This window comes from Exiguobacterium sp. PHA03 (genome assembly GCF_041945985.1).
GTDB lineage: Bacteria > Bacillota > Bacilli > Exiguobacteriales > Exiguobacteriaceae > Exiguobacterium_A.
Map to the genome: position 1 here is coordinate 187,523 of NZ_JAUTYQ010000001.1, position 20,130 is coordinate 207,652.

A 20,130-nucleotide genomic window follows, 5' to 3' on the forward strand; every position below is an offset into this window, starting at 1 on the left:
TAAAACCTTAAAAGAATCAAAAAAACAGTTCTCTATCTGCGCTGGCAGTAAAGAGAACTGTTTTCATTTAGATTAGAAAAAGCGTTCTACTAAAAACAGATAGATTTTCATCCCAAGGAAGACACCAAAGATCCCGACGACGGCTGGGAAAACGGGTGGAGCAGGGATTGGTAATTTCAATGCGGTGAACACGACTCCGCAGATGACGCCTGCGAGAAGGGATAACAAGATTTGCTGAAGCATACATTTCGTCCTTTCTGCTGTAATCAGCATTTGAAGTAAAGTATATCTTAAATGTCAGGTGGCATTTTGATCAAGAATGACTTTGTCATCCTTCTTTTCGATTGTGATCCACTTTTGTTTCAATGGAGCTGTAAAACTTGGTTTTTGTTTTAATTTGCCGCTCGTATAATCTAGAATCAGCAACTGTGATTCGCAGCTCTGTTTTCCGTCTTTAACGTAATCATAGGATCCAGCGGCTGTCTGCTCACGCGCTTTGACATTATCAGCAAGGGCGAGGGCGAGACAATCCTTTAGATATTGTTTATGTTCTTCGTCCATAATCGGGAACAAGATTTCAATCCGTTTTCGCATGTTGCGTGTCATCCAGTCAGCACTTGACCCATACATCAAATCCTGCCCGTTGTGATGGAAGTAGAAGATGCGTGAATGTTCCAAATAACGATCAACGATCGAGATGACGCGAATGTTCTCCGAAACACCTGGAATGCCAGGACGCAGACAACAGACGCCACGAACGATAAGTTCGACTTGTACACCGGCGCGCGATGCCTTATAGAGACGTAAGATGATGTCTTTCTCCGTTAAACTATTCATCTTGGCGACGATTCGTCCGTTTCCGTGTTTTTGATGATGATGGATTTCTTCATCAATCAATGACAGGAACTTCTCAAGCATCGCGTTCGGTGAAGTTTGGATGACGTTCCATTCGGGTTGTTCCCCGTATCCGGACAACCAGTTAAAGAAGTTTGTCGCATCTTCGGCGATTTCTTCTCGAGCCGTCAATAATCCGACATCCGTGTATAGTTTCGCCGTCGAATCATTATAGTTGCCGGTACCAAGATGGACGAAACGCTGAATCTTTCCTTCGTGGAGTCGGACGACGAGCGTGATCTTCGAGTGTGTCTTTAAATCACTATATCCGTAGATGACATGAGCGCCGGCTTTTTCTAGCTGCTTTGCCCACTCGATGTTCTTCGCCTCATCGAATCGAGCTTTGAGTTCGACGAGGACAGTGACCTGTTTCCCGTTCTCGGCTGCTGTTTTTAAGGCTTTAATGATCGGTGAGTCACCAGATACGCGGTAAAGGGTTTGTTTGATGGCAAGAACGTTCGGATCATTAGCCGCTTGGACGATGAACCGGACGATAGGATCAAACGTATGATACGGATGATGCAAGAGATAGTCGCGTTCCAGTAATTGATTGAACAGATTTTTTGAACTATCGAGTGCGGGTGGGTCGACCGGCATGATCGTCTGATAGATCAAATGATCATATTCAACACCGATTTGACTGTAGAAGGCGAAGGAGAACGTCAAATCAATCGGACCATCCACAGCAAAGATATCGCGTTCCTGCAAATCAAGTACATCACGTAGCATGTTGAGTAGCTCAGTATTGATGGCAGCTTTTTGGACTTCAAGTCGAATTGCTACCCCCCAACGCCGTTTTTTTAATTCCTTTTCGATTAACTTCAATAAATCGTGTGTCCCTTCTTCGTGAAACGGAAGGTCGGCATTCCGGGTGATCCGAAATGGCATGGCAGACAACACGCGATAGCCTTTAAATAAACTGTCAATGAAGGCGATGATGACGTCTTCGAGTAAAATGACAGCCGTCGTCTCGTCATCTTCTACCGGTAAATCGACGAATCGCGGTAAAACAGCAGGTACTTGTACGAGTGCCAAATTTCGTTTCGTCCCGTCTTCTGCTTCAAGAACCGTTGCGATGTTAAGTGATTTTGAAGACAACATCGGGAACGGACGATAGGCATCGACAGCAACAGGCGTGAGTACCGGAAAGACTTGTTCACGGAAAAAGGATTTTACATAGGTCGTTTGTTCTGAAGTCAGGGCGTCGTATTTTAAGAATGTAATGCCTTCATCTGATAACGTCTGATTGATTGCTTGAAATGCTTCGTATTGCCGATCGACTAACTCTTTTGTTTTCAACGCGATCGCACGTAACTGTTGTTTAGGTGTCATCTGTTGTTTATTTTCCGGTTTATTGAACCCAGCGAGCACTTCATCCTTTAAGCCACCGACCCTTACCATATAGAACTCGTCTAAATTGGAACTAAAGATACCGAGAAACTTAAAACGTTCCATTAATGGATTGCGTGTGTCAAAAGCTTCACCCAGTACACGTTCGTTGAACTGGAGCCAGCTGAGCTCACGATTATTGAAATGTTCCGGTATGTCGAGCTTCATGAAGGAAGATCTCCTTTCGTTTCGAAGGTAATCGTACAATCAATGATTCGTTCCAGGTGTTTCTTTTGTTTTTCGGCTTTTTCGACTTCAAATCCATAATCGTGATCGCCTGTATCGAGGACGAATTGGAGTTGGTCCTTTTTAAGGAACAGTTCCAAATGATCGACAGCTTTTCGTTCCGTCACGTCGAGGGCATGGCTTAACTTGAGTAAAGAACCGAGTAAGTCGAAGCGGTCCAGTGATTCTTCCGTGAACCATTCTTTGAACGGCTTTGCTAATTGTTGCATCCGTTTCGCTGAAGAATAGGAGCTGACAAGGGAGAGCGCAACGCGATCCTTGTGCGTCATGCCATTCATTTCGGTGTTCGTCAACAAATAAAACGTTTGGTCTGATCGCGTATCCGGATTAATGTATTGACCGCAATAAAACAAACGACTTGCGGAATCGAGGAGGCGTAAATCGGACGCTCGTTCTGATACCAGGTCTAACGTGACGAGTTGACGGTACATCGATTTAGCAAGTGTTCCGATATACGACGCACGATCACGATTGACCTTATAATCACTTTCAAGCTGATAGAGGCTCTGCTCACGTACGTTTTCAATCCGGCGGTATGCTTCGTCCTGCACGTCGAACTCGTAAACAAGACCTTCACGAAGACCGAGATTGCTCATGATGAATTCTTCCGCTTCGATGTGTTGAGCTAACCCTTGGATCGCAATCAATGCCGGCAGGAAAATATCGATTCGATCCTTTGATAACCCTTCGATTTTCGATAGCTGTTTCGCTGATTTCCCTTCCAGATCATCGACCATCTTCGCGAGTTCCTTCGCCTTGATTTGATATTGATGAACGCTCCGAAGCGGATAATCCTGATTGGATTGATGGATACGAACGAAGTTTCGGGCAGAACCACCGACACCGATTAAAGGAAGCTTTTTATCACTTAGCCATGGTATCGATTCGAATTGTTCCCGTAAGAATTTCACCAACTTCTTCTTATCACTTGCACTAAGTGTCTCGTCGGAAACGAATTGCCGTGTCAATGTGACGGCGCCAAATGGAAAGCTATGATACGCTACCATCTCGCGATTTTCGATCAAGGTGACTTCCATGGAACCACCGCCGATGTCGACAGAAAACCCATCTGTCAGGAAGGTCGAATTGATGATAGCAAAATAACCATAGTATGCTTCTTGTTCGTCTGTTAGAACCTGAATGGAAAAAGGTGTGTTTTCAGTAACGGATTTAACAATTGCTTCTCGATTCGTCGCATTACGAATAGCAGCGGTCGCGACACAAATCGTCTCCTCGACCTCATGGGTGACACCGACTTCGTAAAATCGATGTAACGTTTCTTCGAGTAACGAGATGCCTGCGTCGTCAAGTGCTCCGTCTTTATTGATATGAGCAGATAAACGCGCGACGACTTTAATGTTAATCTTCTCGATGTAACGACCAGAAGCGATCGGATGGAAGATGACATAACGAATTGAGTTGGAACCGATATCGATAACTGCAAGTTCTTGTTTCAAGTGACCTCGACTCCTCTCTGCGATGCGTGCATTAAAAGATTTCCCTTCCTGAACAAGCCGGAAACAGCTAGTTTCTGTCTTTATTGTACCTTGATTATTTTCAAAGGAGGATAGGAAGTTGCTAGAGTTGCACCAATAATTAGCGAACGCTATAATAAGACAGTTGATTAAGACGTAATTATTCCGTTTTACGAAAACGGAAGGAGTGAAAATAAATGGAAACACCAATCATCGAGATTGATCAAGTCAGCTATGATTATCCAGATCGCCGAGTATTGAATCAAGTTTCGTTTCAGGTTCAACAAGGACAATTCTTAGCAATCGTCGGGGAAAATGGATCTGGGAAATCGACGCTGATCAAATGTATCTTAGGTTTATTGCAACCGAAAGGAACGATTCGCTTATTCGGACAACCCCAATCGCAATTCAATGAATGGTGGCGAATCAGCTATGTCTCGCAAAAAGCAGCTTCGTTTAACTCGGGTTTCCCGGTAACTGTCGCAGAAGTCGTCGAGATGGGGTTGTATGCTAAAAAAGGACTTTTTCGTCGTTTGTCACGCGATGATCGAGACAAAGTACGGACTGCCCTTGAAACAGTCGGAATGTGGGAACGCCGTGATTCAAAAGTCGGCGACTTGTCCGGCGGTCAACAACAACGCGTCTTCATCGCGCGTGCGCTCGTCAACGATCCAGACTTAATGATCTTAGATGAACCAACTGTTGGTGTCGATCAGCGATACGTGAAAGAATTTTATGAAATTCTTGAAGAACTGCGTCGAGATAAACGGCGAACGTTCGTCCTTGTGACACATGATATCCATTTCGTCAGCAAACTCGTCACGGATGTCATTCATTTGGTCGATGGACGTTTAGGTTGTAACTGTGGCATTAAAGAGTATTGGGAACTAGATGAACAGACGATCCGCTCCCTCTATCCAGTTCCGGGACGTGTCCTCGTTCACGAAGGGAAGAGTGTCCAATGATCGAAGCATTCATGACGTTAAAATTTTTACAGTATGCTTTAGTGGCTGCCATTTTAATTGGATTCACGGCCCCATTGATTGGCTCGTTCGTCGTCGTCCGGCGGATGAGCCTGATCGCAGATGCACTTTCGCACGTCACGTTAGCTGGGATTGCACTCAGTCTCTTGATTTCTGGTATGGTCGCGCAATTAGCGGACTTAAATCCACTGTACTTAGGAATCGTGACGTCGGTCATCGCGGCACTGACGATTGATTGGTTGCGCGCTAAATATAAGCATTTTCAAGAACTCGCGATTCCGATCATCATGGCAACAGGGATGGGGCTCGGTGCGACATTCATTAGTCTTGCGAACGGTTTTTCAATGGATCTCGTCTCCTTCTTATTTGGAACGGTTTCGGCTGTTGCCTTAACGGATGTGTACACGATTCTTATCGTGACGGTCGTGGTCGTCATCTTCGTCTTTGCCTTTTATAAGGAATTGTTGTTCCTCTCATTTGACGAGGAACAGGCACGTGTCTCGGGAATCCGACTTCGTTTAGTTCACATTCTCTTTATGATCGTCGTTGCGCTTGTGATCGCGATTAGTATGCGAATCGTCGGGATTTTACTTGTCTCGAGCTTAATCACGTTGCCGGTTGCGGCAGCACTTCGAATTGCAAAAAGTTTTAAGACGACGATCTTTTTAGCTATCATCTTCGGTGAGGTTGCAACAGTACTTGGACTCATCCTGGCTTATCAGTTTGATTTAGCACCCGGCGGAATGATTGTCCTACTTGCCGTGCTCGAACTGATCATCGTCATGCTATTAGAACGTTTTTGGATAGGAGGTAAAACACATGAAGACGAACATCGAACAAGCGCGTGAACGAATGAAGGCTTCTGGGTTTAAAATGACACCGAAACGTCTGGATTTGCTATCGTATCTGTTTGAAGTGAATCGGTATGTCAGTGCGCGGGAAGTGGCAGAAGCTCTCCGGACGTCTCATCCTTCGTTAAGTTATGATACGATTTATCGAAACTTGAATGATTTTTCGGAAATCGACTTATTAGAAGTGACGGAATTAGACGGTGAGATGAAATATCGGGCTGCCTGTGCTTCCGGTCATCACCATCATCATTTGATATGCCGAATCTGCGGCAAGACGGAGACGTTGAATGTCTGCCCGATGGAGTGGATTTCACCCGCTCAAGAGACTGGTTTTGAAGTCGAAGATCATAAATTTGAAATCTATGGACGTTGTGCGAATTGTCAACGCTTGACGTCTTAAATAGAAGGGAACGTCCATTCGGGACGTTCTCTTTTTTGTTTTTATACGACTAGTCCTGATTAAAACGGGAATAGTCGAACAGAGGTGATGAGATGATGATTTATGATACACAGGAAGCACGACAAATTGATGAGTGGGCACGGACATCTGGGCTACCGCTCGAGGTGTTAATGGAGCGAGCCGGAAGTCAGATCGCAACACGGATTAAAACGCGCCATTCGAAGAGGGAACGAATACTAATTTTGTGTGGAACCGGCAATAATGGTGGGGATGGTTATGTCATTGGTCGCGAACTGATACGTGACGGATTCGATGTCACGCTATTCACTCCGTTTGGAAAGAGTCGTTCGGATATTGCAACGATTCATACTCATTATGCAGAAGCGTTCGGACTTGTAGCCGAAAAACCATGTGGTCGATATGATGTCATTTTGGATGCCTTATACGGTACTGGATTTGATCCAGGTCGGATTACTCCAGAATTCGAGGCGCAGTGTACATTCGTATCGGAACAAAAGCAGCAAGGAGCACGCATCTATGCAATAGATATACCGAGCGGTGTGCCGACGGACCATACTATAGGATTCAAAGAGATAGCGATTCGAGCAGATGCGACATTTCAATTGCATGCGATGAAACGATCTACCTTTTTGATACGGACGGCACCGTTTTATGGAGAATCAGAAACGCTAGATATCGGATTACCGGCTTTTGGTGAATGGCGCGTCTCACCGAAGGATCTGGCTTCCTTGTTTAAGCGGGAACCATACGGTCACAAGGGGACATACGGAACGGCATTATTGATTGGAGGAAGTGACACGATGCCGGGATCCATTCAACTTGCGACACGGGCAGCCCTAAGAACGGGAGTCGGTAAACTACAAGTCGCGACGACGTCACTTGCGAAACAGGGGATCGTCGTCCAAGCACCGGAAGCGATGGTCGTGGACCAGACGTTACCGGCGATTCAGAACGTGCTATCTTCCATATCAGCAGTTGGAATCGGTCCTGGTTTATCGCAAGAAGTAGCCGAAACATGGGTGGATCATCTACTTGAGAGTGATTTACCGGTAGTATTAGATGCCGGAGCACTAATAAAAGAAAGTTACCCAGAACGAACCGCGCCGATCATCGTCACACCGCATATTGGCGAATTCGCTCGGATGACGAATCAGACTGTTGCAAGTATTCAAGATGATCTATTCGGTCAAGCAACTGAGTATGCCGTCTTGCATCAAGTAACTGTCGTTTTGAAATCCCATGTCATTTTAATCGCTAAACCAAATGGAGGTGGGTTTGTCATCTCTGGTGCATCGAGTGGTCTCGCAAAGGGAGGAAGCGGGGATACCTTGTTTGGAATTTTAACGAGTCTCCTTGCGCAACATCCATCAGGAGATGTCGAAAAAACGCTAGCGCTAGGAGCGGAGTGGTATGCGTGTGCTTCAAAACAAGTTGAACGACGATTACATCCAAGTAGTTTGTTAGCAACGGATGTCATCGAAGAGTTAGGACGATTTGGGTTATAGGACAATAAATGTTAGAGAAAAGTCTTCCACGACATGTATGAGGGAAGACTTTTCTTTTTAGGAAAGAATTGACACATTCGATACGATAGGAGTATCATCAAGCGATGTCGAAACCTATATACGAAAAAACTAATGGAAAGGAGGGAAATACATGGAGGACATTGTTCGGAAACAACAATGGTGGATCGGAAATTTTGCCCTTTTCATGATGCTTGTTGGCGCTTTAATCATTTATACGACGACGGAAGAGACGATAAAGAATGCATATTTAAGTCGTTCTGTCATTATTTCATTTTTAGTCCTCATGGGGATTTTTATTTTTTATATCAGTCGTCGTAAGATGGACGTGGTGTTGCAAACCCACTTATTGTCCTTGATGTTGCTCGTTGTTCCAATCACTTCGATTAGTTTTTTACCTTATGCGGCGGTCACCGTTTGGGCTAGCAGTTTTTTGTTTTTAATGATCGCTTTGATTTCGTATCAACGAATCATGATGTGGTACGCCATCATCATTGCCATCGCAACTAGTTTTTACGTCATGTGGAATGCCGATACCGTGACGGTGGAAATTGATCCGACTGATCATTATGGACGAATTGGCATGATTATAATTGGTGTTTCCATCGCCCTTGTCATCAATCACTTGCATATCCGTAATTTAAATCGTTTGAATGATTTGGCGATACAACTACACGATACGGCACGCTGTGACGAAGAAACAGGTGTTTTGAATCGTCAAGGATTGAACGAAGTCGATTTCCCAAGACCTGAAAAACAGCTCATTTTTGTCGGGATTCATTTAGAAAATTATTATGAGTTGGCACGGTATTTTGGAGAAGACATTCAGTCACAAGTGTTACGAGCATGTATTGAACGGCTCAAGCGAAAACTACCTCCTTATCAAGCGTTTGCTCGAATCGAAGCAGGAACGTTATTGATCGTCATGAAAAAGCCGGACAAGGTGGCATGTAAGGAAGCGATGGAAAAATTGAGTCAAGAAATTTCCATACCTTACGAAATCGAAGGGCATCACGTCTACGTCAACATATCCATCGTCATCGATAATGGAGAAGGGGCGACGGACAATCGGAAGCGTCGAGTACAGCAGTTATTGACTGCGCTACAGGAAGCCGCTCAACAAAATGAACGTGTGATGTGCATTGACCAAGCCTGGCGAAAGGATCAAGAATTGCGAGTCAAAGCAGCACAATCATTAGCACAGGCTAATATTGAAACGGACTTTCACCTCGTCTATCAATTGCAGTACGATGTTCGATCAGAACAATTCATTGGTCTTGAAGCATTGGTTCGCTGGAAGACCTCGTTGCAAGGAGCTGATCGACCATCCGTCTTCATCCCGATTGCTGAAAAAAGTGACTTGATGATTCGTCTAGGAGAATGGATTTTTGAGGAAGGGTGTAAGACGCGTAAAGCATTGATCGGTCTCGTTCCGGATGAATTTACCTTATCGGTTAACGTATCGCCACGACAATTGACGAGTGAGTCATTCATGCCATTCATTGAACGAACGCTACTCAAGTATGCACTAAAGCCGCAACAGATTAAGATCGAGATCACGGAAAGTCAGTCGCTTGATTTTGAGAGTCAATCGATTCATCGAGCGCTCAAGCGCATCAAAACACTCGATTTTCCAGTTTCTCTTGATGATTTCGGGACTGGTCATGCCTCGTATCACGTCCTCGAACGTTTATTACCGTTACGTCAATTAAAGATTCCAAAGCAATTCATTGAACAAATCGGAGCATCAGAGAAACGACAATCGATCCTTGAGTCGATTTTTCAATTGAGTCAGTCGATGCATGTCGAATGTATCGTCGAGGGGGTAGAGACGGGAGAAGAAGTACGCATTGCCAAAGAAATCGGGATTCATTTGTTCCAAGGCTACTTCTTCGCTAAACCGGTACCACTCGAAGAAATCATCTGTCTACTACAAAAAACGAATGAAGGAACGATTCATTAATCCCTAAAAAGCCACTTCAGTCCGAACCTTTCGGAGAGAAGTGGCTTTTTCATACAGTATTTATGATTGGTACAGTCGATATTGATTTCGACCTTGTGTTTTTGCTTCATACAAAGCAATATCTGCTTGCTTGAAGACCGTTTCAGCGGGTTGATGATGAGCGTAAGCAATTCCAGCAGATACCGTGATCGATACAGCGTGATCCTGCATGACAAATGGCGTTTGTTGAACGGCTGCCACGATTGTTTCTGCTAAATGAATAGGTTCGTAAAGGTCACAATCTGGAATGATGACGATGAACTCTTCACCGCCATATCGACCAACCGTGATAGGTGCGGGACAATGTTCATTCAATACAATCGAAAAATGGCGCAAGACGGCGTCGCCGCCGGCGTGACCATGTGTGTCATTCACACTCTTGAAGTGATCTAAGTCAAACAAGATGACGCCCCAAGAAGCTCTGTTTTTTTCAAGCGTCGTGACCTTTTCCAAAATGACATGTCGATTCGCAAGCCTTGTTAATTGATCGGTCGAAGCGAGATAGGATTGATAAGAGTAAAGAACAAAATGTTGTTGCAGGAGTAGTGACAAACGATAAAACAAAAAGGCTCCGCCAATCGTTAAGATGAAATAAGGAATATAAATCGTCCTCCAGGCATCTACAGGGGAATTACTCGTAATCAGTCGCCAAAGAACAAGTAGAGAACCGACTGTCACGATGGCGGTAAAAAAATATCCTTGCCGTGTAATGAACCGACGACAAATAAATGACAGCATCAAAAAACCGAGTAGCGTCATGACAGAACTAAGTAAGGCATTTATAGAATCGCCATTATCGATTAAAAAACGATAAATCAAAAGCATTAATCCCGTCACTGTGATACTGATGTTACCACCGAATAAAGCGGATAAAGCGAGAGGTAATAAACGCAAATCAATCAGTGCGCCGTTTAAATCAATCGCATGATGCATAAGAAGAATACCGGTGATCCCATTAGCAAAACCAAAATACAGCCGAGTAGATATCATCGAGTCGGGTTGAATCGGTAAACGATCACGAAGCAGATAAAAGGCGAACGTAGAAACGAGAAAAATAATACAAATATTAACAAAAAAGATATTCACTGTAGCAAGCATCATGAAGCACTTCCTATTTTAAAATTTAAAACGAAAATCATTGTAAGATATCTCAGAGTTCAATAACATGAAAAACGGAAAAAACAGCCTAATCGGCTGTTTTAACGAATCGGTGCAAATTTTTGAATCTCTTGAACAGCCTCATTCCATGAAGCGACACGAATAACATTATTCGGTACGGCTTTACGGTTATAAGGTGCGTCGAACAAAATCACAGGGATGAATGTATCTTCTGCAATCTGCACAGCATTCTCTAATCGATCTTCCATAAACAAATCGAGTGATAAATCACGGACGACTTGTACTTTGTCGTGTGATCCCGTCATGATTAAGGAATCAAGAGGAAGTTCATGTTGTTTGATCCACTCTTCAGTTACAGGACGAACGAGTTCCGATCGTGCTGTCACGTAATGGAGATCATATTGCTTCCGCAAATTCCATAAGTGGTGGCGAACATGTTCTTGAGGGATGGACTCACGATAAATTCCTGACTCGTGACCGGAGTTCACCATGTAGTCCCAAAATTCGATTTGATTCATATCCGTATACGTATGCAATTCATATTCAGACGCCTGATTGAAGTCAATCGACGTTCCGAGATGTTTATTCATGTAAGTGAAGCAAGAGGATGGATGTGTGATCGTTCCATCGATGTCGATTCCAATTTTCATTTACAGTCACCCACGTTCTAAGAATTTTTCTTCACTTAGTATAACATAGTCGAAATCGAGATACGAAAAAAGACTCCTCATCAAAGAGGAGCCCTATCTTATACGTGATTTGCTTTTTCGGCTTCTTTTTCAGCCTGTTTTTCGAGGACGATGGCATCGATTTCTTTTTTCAATTCTTCGACCATTGTTGCTTCTGGTACTTTACGAATGATTTCTCCGTGGCGGAACAACAATCCTTCGTTGCGAGCGCCGGCGATACCGATATCGGCTTCACGTGCTTCACCAGGACCGTTGACTGCACAACCAAGAACAGCAACTTTGATGTTCGCTTGAATATTTTCGATATAGTCTTCGATTTCTGCAGCGATCGACATCAAATCGATTTCGATCCGACCACATGTTGGACATGAGATCAATGTCGCAGCGTTGGCTGCGAGACCAAATGATTTCAAGACTTCTTTTGCGACTTTTACTTCTTCGACAGGGTCCGCTGAAAGAGATACACGAACCGTATTTCCGATTCCGCGTGAGAGGATCGCTCCAAGTCCTGCTGCTGATTTTAATGAACCAGAACGAAGTGGACCCGATTCCGTAATCCCTACGTGAAGTGGATAGTCAAACGATTCAGAAGCAAGTTGATATGCTTCAAGCGCCAACTGTACGTCTGATGCTTTCAATGAAACGATGATGTCATGGAAGTCGAGGTCTTCAAGGATCTTGATGTGGTGCAAGGCACTTTCGACCATACCACGTGCTGTTGGATAACCGTATTTTTCGAGAATGTGCTTTTCGAGTGAACCAGCGTTTACCCCAATACGGATTGGGATGTTTTTCGCTTTTGCTGCTGTCACGACGGCTTCGACTTTTTCGCGGCGACCGATATTACCTGGGTTGATCCGGATTTTATCGACGCCAGCTTCGATCGCCATGAGCGCGAGTTTATAGTTGAAGTGGATGTCTACGACAAGCGGGATGTTGATTCGGCTTTTGATTTCTGCAAGTGCGAGCGCATCACGTTCTTCTGGACAAGCGACGCGGACGATTTGGCAACCAGCTTCTTCAAGACGTAGGATTTCAGCGACTGTCGCTTCGACGTCGTGTGTTTTAGTTGTCGTCATACTTTGGATGATGACTTCATTATTTCCACCAATGACAAGGTCCCCTACACGAACGGGACGAGTCTTAGAGCGATGGACCATTTTCGGCATATCGAAAATCTCCTTTTGTGGCATACCGCCATATTGTTTATGTTTACCTTTTCTATCATATCGAACTATTCCCTAAAAATCGAGAAACAAGAACGAAAATCGAACATTTACAATTGTTTAATGAAAGTAAGGCGTCCGTCAATCCGTCGGACGCCTGATTTTGATACTCATCGAGATTTACGTGACGCGCGAGGTTTCGGGGAACGGGCAATCCATAATGGCACCAACGTGTAAATGAAGTGCCCGAGGATAAGTAAAGCGACTCCTATTTGATGATGCCCCAATTGGTAAAGAAGCATGCCAAGGGGGAAGGTCCATAGATTCGTTGCAACCGTGTAAGGGAACGTCTGACGATATGCCCATGGGCGGGGGAGTAACAGACGAACGAATCCTTTCGTCAAATATGCCATCAAGAGCAAATACAGTAAGACCGCAATAGCGATGAAGATGAAGTGGAGAACGAACCAAATCACGATTGGAATATTTTTTTGTAAAAAGAAGGAATCGATGATCGTCGTCCATAGTGAAATCCAAGCCAATCCACAGAAATACAAAGAAACATCTGATAGACGAAGTCGTAAAAACGAGCGGTTTGGAATTAATGAAGTTTGTAAGTAATTAATGAGTTGACGTAAAAAAGACAAGAATATCACTCTTTCCATTGTTTTATAACAGATTTTTTGGTTTGTCTATTTGTTCATAAATAAAGGAATTATTGTAGTGGTACAGATTAATAAAACCTTAACAATTGGATGTCGGGAAAACTGTTTACAAGTTCATTAGACCTTTACATAATAGGGGGGGGCGAAAAAATAAACTTTACAAACACATCAATCCACATCAAATAAAGGAGCTGGCAAGATGAACTATGATTTGCAGGAAATGATTTTTACCTTCATCGGTGGACTTGGGATTTTCCTTTTCGGTATTAAGTATATGGGAGATGGTCTCCAAAAAACAGCGGGAGACCGATTACGTTATATCCTCGATAAGTATACGACGAATCCACTATTAGGTATCTTAGCAGGTATCGTCGTCACGATATTGATTCAATCGTCATCCGGTACGACTGTCATCGTCGTCGGACTCGTGAGTGCAGGTCTGATGAATTTACGACAAGCAATTGGTGTCGTCATGGGAGCGAACATCGGTACGACGATCACGGCCTTTATCATCGGGTTCAATGTTAAAGAAGCGGCACTTCCGGCAATCGCCATTGGTGCTTTCTTGATCTTCTTCTTCAATAAAGAACGTGTTCAGTATATCGGACAGATTTTCTTTGGTTTCGGTGCATTGTTTTACGGTCTCACATTGATGGGGGACGGGATGGCTCCGCTCGAATCAAGTGCCTGGTTCCGAGAGTTGACTGTCTCGATGTCGGATAACCCATTGCTTGGTGTATTCGTCGGAACTATCTTTACAGTTCTTGTTCAGTCGTCATCTGCGACGATTGGTATCTTACAGGAGTTGTATGCTGGTGACATGATCGATATCAAAGCGGCACTACCGGTCTTGTTCGGTGATAACATTGGAACAACGATTACGGCAGTACTTGCAGCACTTGGTGCGTCGATCGCAGCCAAACGGACAGCCGCCGCACACGTCATCTTCAATATCATCGGAACAATTTTGTTCTTGATCGCATTACCAGTGTTCTCAAGCTTCATCGCATGGATTACAGACGCGCTTGGTTTAGAACCGAAAATGCAAATTGCTTTTGCACACGGAACGTTCAATGTCGTCAACACATTGATTCAATGTTGGTTCATCGCACAAATCGCATGGCTCGTTCAAAAAATCGTACCAGGTACGGATACGACGATCGATTCAAAACCGCGTCATCTCGATCAAAACATCTTAAATCAATCTTCTGCGCTTGCCTTAAACCAAGCGAAACTTGAAGTTTTGCGTATGGGTGAATTCTCAAAAGACGCACTTGCAAAAGCACACCGTTACACGCAATCGCATGATAAAAAAGATGTTTCAGAATCCGAGCAGATTGAATATGCGATCAACTACCTGAATACAGAAGTGACGAGTTATCTCGTTAAAATAGCAGCACATGATTTATCAGAACGTGAATCAAACGATCATTCGTTATTGATGCACGCCGTCAATGACTTTGAGCGGATTGGTGATCATGTTGAGAATATCGTTGAATTAATCGACTTCCAGATCGTCAACCGGATTCAGTTCACCACATCTGCGAAGCGAGAGCTTGATGAGATGTATGTCCTGACACAAGAAATCGTCGCTTGTGCGATTCGCGCCGTCGAAGAAGACGATGTCACGCGGGCACGAAAAGTTCTTGAACTTGAAGGGAAACTTGATGCATTCGAACGTTCATTCCGTAAACAGCATGTACTTCGCGTGAATGCTGGTGAATGTACAGGACAAGCGGGAATGATCTTCGTCGACTTACTTTCAAACCTTGAACGAATCGGCGATCACGCGGTGAACATCACGGATCTCGTCCTTGAACAGCGGACAGCATTAATGAACTAAGCGTAGACTTATTTTAAAACAGCTGATTTCGAAAAAAATGAAATCAGCTGTTTATTTTTTTGAAATAGCATATTGACAAGTTTCGTCACATCTCGTAATCTAATAAGAGTAAGAAACATACATCATGGCGGTGTAGCTCAGCTGGCTAGAGCGTACGGTTCATACCCGTGAGGTCGTGGGTTCGACTCCCTCCGCCGCTACTATTACTTAAGGACCCTTAGCTCAGCTGGTTAGAGCTGACGGCTCATAACCGTCCGGTCGCAGGTTCGAGTCCTGCAGGGTCCATTTGGTTGAACGCTTCTCGTTGCAAACGGGAAGCGTTTATTTTTGTTCGCTCGGGGAATAGTAAAGGTATTGTAATAATATTCATACTATAGTAACTAAGGGAGAGCGAAGAGAGATGGAACGTAACCATACGATGATGCAGTTTTTCGAGTGGCATGTAGAGAATGATGGAAAGCACTGGCAACGTTTGAAAGAACGAGCGCCTGAATTGCGTGCTGCTGGCATCACGTCCGTGTGGATTCCCCCAGCATCGAAAGGTCAGTCGGATGAAGATACAGGATACGGCATCTATGATGTCTATGACTTAGGCGAGTTCGATCAAAAAGGAACGGTCCGGACGAAATATGGCACAAAGGATGAACTGGTCGAAGCAATCGAAGTTGCCCATGAGAACGATATCGCTGTTTATGCGGATGTTGTCATGAACCATAAAGCTGCAGCAGACGAACTCGAAACGATTAAAGTAGTGGAAGTCAATCCAGAAGACCGATCGAAAGAAATTTCAGAAGAGTTTGAAATCGATGCGTGGACGAAGTTTACTTTCCCAGGTCGTAATGGAAAGTATTCGGATTTCGTCTGGACACACGAATTCTTCAATGGAACGGATTTTGACGCGCGCGAAGAAAAAACAGGGATCTTTAAGATTTCCGGAAATAATAAAGATTGGAACAACCAAGTAGATGATGAGTTCGGCAATTATGATTACCTCATGTTTGCAAACATCGACTACAATCATCCGACGGTACGGGAAGAAATGATCCGTTGGGGACACTGGTTCAAGGACACGATCGATTGCCAAGGCTTCCGTCTTGATGCAATCAAGCATATCAACTATGAATTTGTCCGTGAATTCGCGAAATCGATGATGGAAAGCAGCGAAGGCGATTTTTACATGGTCGGCGAGTTTTGGAAGTCAGATCTCGACGATTGCCGTCATTTCCTAGACAGTGTCGACTACACGATTGATTTGTTTGATGTTCCGCTTCATTATAAATTCCATGAAGCTTCCAAGCAGGGAGAAAAATTTGATTTAACGACATTGTTTGCGGATACGCTCGTCGAGTCGCATCCGACGAATGCCGTGACGTTCGTCGACAATCACGATTCACAGCCTGGCGAGTCGCTAGAATCATGGGTGGATGACTGGTTCAAGCAACATGCCTATGCAGCGATCTTGTTACGTAAGGACGGATATCCATGTGTCTTTTACGGGGATTACTATGGCGTCCAAGGACCGACCCCTGTCGAAGGAAAAAAAGAGATGATCAATGCCCTGCTCTATACGCGCTATCATAAAGCATACGGAGAACAACAGGATTATCTTGATGACCCGCACTGTGTAGGCTGGGTTCGTCTTGGTGTCGATGAAATCGAGAACTCAGGTTGTGCCGTGTTGCTTTCGAACGCCGACATGTGCGAGAAACGCATGTTCGTCGGTGAAGAGCGTGCGGGTCAAGAATGGTTCGACTATACAAACCATCAAGATCATCCAGTCGTGATTGACGAAGAAGGATTTGGTGTCTTCCCGGTTCCGGGCGGAGGCGTCTCTGTTTTTGCTCCGCAAGAAGTCGAGTAAATCCGAGGGTCTTGACTTGCGTCAACACAGGTACTTTTGCTAGTCTTAAAGGGTATTGAAGTTTTCGAAAATAGCACAAAGGGGGACATGAACATGTCAAAATTTGAATTACCAGAACTCGGCTACGCTTATGATGCGCTTGAGCCACATATCGATGCTCGTACGATGGAGATTCACCACACGAAACACCACAACACGTATGTCACGAACGTGAATACGGCGCTTGAGGGTACAGAACATGAAGGAAAGTCACTTGAAGAACTTCTTCAAAACTTGGATGCTCTCCCAGCAAACATTCAAACTGCAGTCCGTAACAACGGTGGCGGTCACTGGAACCACTCATTCTTCTGGAAATTGTTGAAGAAGAACGATGGCGCTGCTCCAACAGGGGAACTTGCAACAGCAATCGACGAAGCATTCGGATCATTTGATGCATTTAAAGATGCGTTCGCAAAAGCAGCAACAACTCGTTTCGGTTCTGGTTGGGCTTGGTTGATCGTTGACGGTGGGAAATTGGCAGTCGTTTCGACTCCAAACCAAGATACACCAGTCATGGAAGGCAAAACGCCAATCCTTGGTCTTGATGTTTGGGAACATGCATACTATCTCAACTATCAAAACCGTCGTCCGGATTACATCAATGCATTCTTCAACGTCGTTGATTGGGACCACGTAGCGAAGCTTTACGCTGACGCGAAGTAATGGAAAGAAGCGTATCGTTCAATTGTGAACGATACGCTTTTTTTAATGCGGAAAATCATGGGATAGGTTGTTATGGAAAGTTTCCTTCTATATAATGAAACAAGATGACTTTTGAACGATAGGGGAGTACGCCATGGCTAAACGAATCACCGTACGAGGAAGACGGCGTAATCATCTGCCGCTTCGTCTGAATTTAATGTTCTTCGTCGTTTTTTTATTGTTTGCGATTTTGATTTTCCGTCTAGGAGTCGTTCAAATCGTCAATGGTGAAAAAATTTCGCGGGAAGTCCAAAAAACGGAGATGACTGCATCAAAGTATGAAGTACCACGTGGTAAGATTTATGACCGGGATGGTCGTCTACTTGTCGATACAATTTCTAAATACTCCATTGTATATCGTCGCGCACAATCGACGAAAGTAGATGAACGTATTGAAATCGCGCAGCGTCTCGCAGCAATCATTGATCTGCCTAAAAAAGACTGGAAAGTCACGGAACGTGACATCAAGGATTTTTGGGTCGCGACGAACACGGAAGAGTCGGATCGTCGTTACCAAGCAGCAGTGAAAAAGAAGTATCCTTCAACGGAAGCACAAAGTAAGCTTTCGATTGCGGAACAAGATCAAATCCGCCTGGATGCGATCACGAAAAAAGATATTGATTACGATGATAAGACGATGGAAGTCATTGCGATCAAACATAACATGGAAGTCGGTTATGCGCTTGATCCACAACTCGTCAAGCTCGGTGCGTCTGCAAAAGAGATGGCAATCATCGATGAAAATTTAGAAGATTTGAAAGGTGTATCGGTTGAACCGTTTTACGAACGCTCTTATCCGTATGAAGGAACACTTCGAAACATCTTCGGAAAGTACTCGAAGATTCCGGCAGAACAACAAGCGGAGTTCAAAGCAAAAGGATATAGTTTGAATGATCGTGTCGGGACTTCGTTCCTTGAGCAACAGTACGAAGATCTTCTGCGCGGGAAACCGGCATACGATGTGTACGAAACGTTTAATGGAGAACCGGTCGGTGATCCAAAACGTGAAGAAGGCGAGTCCGGGAAGGACCTCGTTCTAACCGTTGATGCGGAATACAATAAAAAAGTAGATCAAATCATGCAACAAGCGATCAAAATGGGTCGTGGCATGGGTAGTCGTTATTTAAAAGAAGGATATGCCGTCGTCATGAATCCACAAACTGGTGAGATTTTAGCGATGTCAGGTCAAAAGCTTGATCCTTCGACTGGGAAGTTCACGGATGTAGCGATTAATAATGTCTTGACGTCTCTTCAAATCGGTTCAACGATCAAGGGTGCGACAGTTGCGATGGGACTACAGGAAGGTGTCATTCGTCAAAACGAAGTCATCAACGATGCGCCGATCACAATCGGAGGTACAAAAAAAGGATCATATGTTAACATGGGACCGATTACGGATTTAACGGCGCTTGAGCGCTCGTCGAACGTCTATATGTTTAACATTGCGATGCGGATGGCGAAATATCCGAGCAATGGGATTGCTGGTGCGAGCGTGGATGGAGCAGCTGCCATCATGCAGAATTACTATAGTCAGTTCGGTCTTGGGGTGACGACAGGTGTTGATTTGCCTTACGAAGCAAAAGGTGTTCAAGGGACGCCAGACCGTGTCACGTTGTTGATGGACCGAGTCATTGGTCAGTACGATGCCTTTACGCCGCTTCAAGTCGCGCAGTACATTTCAACACTTGCGAACGGTGGTTATCGAGTTCAGCCTCACTTCTTAAAAGAAGTATTGGCGTCGAACTCGATTGAAAAGGGTACGAAAAAAGTCGATTACAGCTTTAAAACGAATTATCTGAACCGGATTGAAGTCAGTCAAGATAATATTGATCATGTCCGGGAAGGGTTGCACCGTGTTGTAAAAGGTGAGCGTGGTACAGCCAAAGTCATCGCACAAACTGGAATCGATGCTGCAGCAAAAACAGGTACTGCACAGGTCAGCGTCTATGGGGATGACGGAATCGCCTTACGTGACGGAAGCGGGCAACCGGTTCGTTCATTGAACTCGAATCTTGTCGGTTGGGCACCGTATGACAATCCAGAGATGGCGTGGGCCGTGTTCCTTCCTTATATGGAACAAGAGACTGTCAACTCGAAAATCGGTCATGATCTTGTCAAAGCGTACTTCAACGTAAAGGACGTACCGTGGCAGACTAAGCCAAATTAACTAGAAACTAAGCGAGGGTGAGCAATCACTCTCGTTTTTTTTGTTTGTATTGACCTTTTTTTGTAATGGATTTCGAATTGTAAACACTAAAAAAC

16 protein-coding genes and 2 tRNA genes are annotated in these 20,130 nt (G+C 44.4%); 11 read left to right on the forward strand and 7 right to left on the reverse strand.

The genetic code is table 11. From position 1 onward, the window contains the following. Nucleotides 1–72 precede the first annotated feature (72 nt). Genes Q7C19_RS00955 through Q7C19_RS00965 form a run of 3 tightly spaced genes read right to left on the reverse strand, consistent with a single transcriptional unit; the run spans nt 73 to nt 3,986 of the window. Entirely contained in the window at nt 73–243 is a 171-nt protein-coding gene (locus Q7C19_RS00955; protein ID WP_023467523.1) for a XapX domain-containing protein, read from the reverse strand. A gap of 54 nt (nt 244–297) precedes the next feature. Beyond that, nucleotides 298–2,451 carry an RNA degradosome polyphosphate kinase gene (locus Q7C19_RS00960; RefSeq protein WP_375091429.1) on the reverse strand — a complete coding sequence of 718 codons (2,154 nt, stop codon included), beginning with the start codon at nt 2,449–2,451 and terminating at the stop codon, nt 298–300. Next, a complete protein-coding gene (locus tag Q7C19_RS00965; protein WP_056060152.1) occupies nt 2,448–3,986 on the reverse strand; it encodes a Ppx/GppA family phosphatase in 1,539 nt (512 codons plus the stop codon). The genes Q7C19_RS00960 and Q7C19_RS00965 overlap by 4 nt, the downstream gene beginning before the upstream one ends. A 215-nt stretch (nt 3,987–4,201) precedes the next feature. On the opposite strand from Q7C19_RS00965, the gene Q7C19_RS00970 reads away from it, so the two are divergent. From Q7C19_RS00970 to Q7C19_RS00990, 5 genes are all read left to right on the forward strand, one after another. Beyond that, nucleotides 4,202–4,969 carry a metal ABC transporter ATP-binding protein gene (locus tag Q7C19_RS00970; protein ID WP_035409184.1) on the forward strand — a complete coding sequence of 256 codons (768 nt, stop codon included), beginning with the start codon at nt 4,202–4,204 and terminating at the stop codon, nt 4,967–4,969. Next, the gene (locus Q7C19_RS00975) at nt 4,966–5,835 is read left to right on the forward strand and encodes a metal ABC transporter permease (RefSeq protein ID WP_313489914.1); all 870 of its coding nucleotides are present in this window, start codon (nt 4,966–4,968) and stop codon (nt 5,833–5,835) included. Before Q7C19_RS00970 ends, Q7C19_RS00975 begins: the two co-directional genes overlap by 4 nt. Next, nucleotides 5,807–6,238: a Fur family transcriptional regulator gene (locus Q7C19_RS00980; protein ID WP_035409180.1), complete on the forward strand. Its 432-nt coding sequence runs from the start codon at nt 5,807–5,809 to the stop codon at nt 6,236–6,238. The genes Q7C19_RS00975 and Q7C19_RS00980 overlap by 29 nt, the downstream gene beginning before the upstream one ends. Nucleotides 6,239–6,333: 95 nt before the next feature. Further along, nucleotides 6,334–7,764, forward strand: coding sequence for an NAD(P)H-hydrate dehydratase (locus Q7C19_RS00985; RefSeq protein WP_375091430.1), 1,431 nt, complete (start codon nt 6,334–6,336; stop codon nt 7,762–7,764). Nucleotides 7,765–7,915: 151 nt separating this feature from the next. Further along, on the forward strand, nt 7,916–9,745 hold the full coding sequence (locus tag Q7C19_RS00990) for a bifunctional diguanylate cyclase/phosphodiesterase (RefSeq protein ID WP_375091431.1): 1,830 nt from the start codon (nt 7,916–7,918) through the stop codon (nt 9,743–9,745). Nucleotides 9,746–9,805: 60 nt separating this feature from the next. On the opposite strand, the gene Q7C19_RS00995 is transcribed toward Q7C19_RS00990, so the two are convergent. The 4 genes from Q7C19_RS00995 to Q7C19_RS01010 all read right to left on the reverse strand — a co-directional run bounded on the left by Q7C19_RS00995 (nt 9,806) and on the right by Q7C19_RS01010 (nt 13,414). Then, on the reverse strand, nt 9,806–10,885 hold the full coding sequence (locus Q7C19_RS00995) for a GGDEF domain-containing protein (RefSeq protein ID WP_290748863.1): 1,080 nt from the start codon (nt 10,883–10,885) through the stop codon (nt 9,806–9,808). A 98-nt stretch (nt 10,886–10,983) separates the two neighbouring features. Then, entirely contained in the window at nt 10,984–11,553 is a 570-nt protein-coding gene (locus Q7C19_RS01000) for a 5' nucleotidase, NT5C type (RefSeq protein WP_231496878.1), read from the reverse strand. Between the two features lie 98 nt (nt 11,554–11,651). Continuing rightward, nucleotides 11,652–12,761: a flavodoxin-dependent (E)-4-hydroxy-3-methylbut-2-enyl-diphosphate synthase gene (gene ispG / locus Q7C19_RS01005; protein WP_035409173.1), complete on the reverse strand. Its 1,110-nt coding sequence runs from the start codon at nt 12,759–12,761 to the stop codon at nt 11,652–11,654. A 167-nt stretch (nt 12,762–12,928) separates the two neighbouring features. Further along, nucleotides 12,929–13,414: a hypothetical protein gene (locus tag Q7C19_RS01010; protein WP_056060164.1), complete on the reverse strand. Its 486-nt coding sequence runs from the start codon at nt 13,412–13,414 to the stop codon at nt 12,929–12,931. Between the two features lie 208 nt (nt 13,415–13,622). Here Q7C19_RS01010 and Q7C19_RS01015 point away from each other — a divergent pair, with 208 nt between their 5' ends. The 6 genes from Q7C19_RS01015 to Q7C19_RS01040 all read left to right on the forward strand — a co-directional run bounded on the left by Q7C19_RS01015 (nt 13,623) and on the right by Q7C19_RS01040 (nt 20,035). Further along, nucleotides 13,623–15,266 carry a Na/Pi cotransporter family protein gene (locus tag Q7C19_RS01015; RefSeq protein WP_035409170.1) on the forward strand — a complete coding sequence of 548 codons (1,644 nt, stop codon included), beginning with the start codon at nt 13,623–13,625 and terminating at the stop codon, nt 15,264–15,266. A gap of 126 nt (nt 15,267–15,392) precedes the next feature. Further along, a tRNA-Met gene (locus Q7C19_RS01020) sits at nt 15,393–15,466 on the forward strand. 11 nt (nt 15,467–15,477) lie between these two features. Further along, nucleotides 15,478–15,551 (forward strand) — tRNA-Ile (locus Q7C19_RS01025). Nucleotides 15,552–15,666: 115 nt separating this feature from the next. After that, nucleotides 15,667–17,127 carry an alpha-amylase gene (locus tag Q7C19_RS01030; protein WP_035409168.1) on the forward strand — a complete coding sequence of 487 codons (1,461 nt, stop codon included), beginning with the start codon at nt 15,667–15,669 and terminating at the stop codon, nt 17,125–17,127. Nucleotides 17,128–17,220: 93 nt separating this feature from the next. Continuing rightward, nucleotides 17,221–17,829, forward strand: a complete 609-nt coding sequence (locus Q7C19_RS01035) for a superoxide dismutase (RefSeq protein ID WP_035409166.1) — start codon at nt 17,221–17,223, stop codon at nt 17,827–17,829. Between the two features lie 133 nt (nt 17,830–17,962). Beyond that, nucleotides 17,963–20,035 carry a peptidoglycan D,D-transpeptidase FtsI family protein gene (locus Q7C19_RS01040; protein WP_056060174.1) on the forward strand — a complete coding sequence of 691 codons (2,073 nt, stop codon included), beginning with the start codon at nt 17,963–17,965 and terminating at the stop codon, nt 20,033–20,035. Nucleotides 20,036–20,130: the final 95 nt, after the last annotated feature.

What these genes read in the sequence shown, in the direction of transcription:
- Q7C19_RS00960 (WP_375091429.1), bottom strand. Translation starts at nt 2,451, where the DNA reads ATGAAGCTCGACATACCGGAACATTTCAATAATCGTGAGCTCAGCTGG.
- Q7C19_RS01040 (WP_056060174.1), top strand. Translation starts at nt 17,963, where the DNA reads ATGGCTAAACGAATCACCGTACGAGGAAGACGGCGTAATCATCTGCCG.
- Q7C19_RS00975 (WP_313489914.1), top strand. Translation starts at nt 4,966, where the DNA reads ATGATCGAAGCATTCATGACGTTAAAATTTTTACAGTATGCTTTAGTG.
- Q7C19_RS00985 (WP_375091430.1), top strand. Translation starts at nt 6,334, where the DNA reads ATGATTTATGATACACAGGAAGCACGACAAATTGATGAGTGGGCACGG.
- Q7C19_RS00990 (WP_375091431.1), top strand. Translation starts at nt 7,916, where the DNA reads ATGGAGGACATTGTTCGGAAACAACAATGGTGGATCGGAAATTTTGCC.
- Q7C19_RS00970 (WP_035409184.1), top strand. Translation starts at nt 4,202, where the DNA reads ATGGAAACACCAATCATCGAGATTGATCAAGTCAGCTATGATTATCCA.
- Q7C19_RS01015 (WP_035409170.1), top strand. Translation starts at nt 13,623, where the DNA reads ATGAACTATGATTTGCAGGAAATGATTTTTACCTTCATCGGTGGACTT.
- ispG (WP_035409173.1), bottom strand. Translation starts at nt 12,761, where the DNA reads ATGCCGAAAATGGTCCATCGCTCTAAGACTCGTCCCGTTCGTGTAGGG.
- Q7C19_RS01035 (WP_035409166.1), top strand. Translation starts at nt 17,221, where the DNA reads ATGTCAAAATTTGAATTACCAGAACTCGGCTACGCTTATGATGCGCTT.
- Q7C19_RS00980 (WP_035409180.1), top strand. Translation starts at nt 5,807, where the DNA reads ATGAAGACGAACATCGAACAAGCGCGTGAACGAATGAAGGCTTCTGGG.
- Q7C19_RS00995 (WP_290748863.1), bottom strand. Translation starts at nt 10,885, where the DNA reads ATGATGCTTGCTACAGTGAATATCTTTTTTGTTAATATTTGTATTATT.
- Q7C19_RS01030 (WP_035409168.1), top strand. Translation starts at nt 15,667, where the DNA reads ATGGAACGTAACCATACGATGATGCAGTTTTTCGAGTGGCATGTAGAG.
- Q7C19_RS00955 (WP_023467523.1), bottom strand. Translation starts at nt 243, where the DNA reads ATGCTTCAGCAAATCTTGTTATCCCTTCTCGCAGGCGTCATCTGCGGA.
- Q7C19_RS01000 (WP_231496878.1), bottom strand. Translation starts at nt 11,553, where the DNA reads ATGAAAATTGGAATCGACATCGATGGAACGATCACACATCCATCCTCT.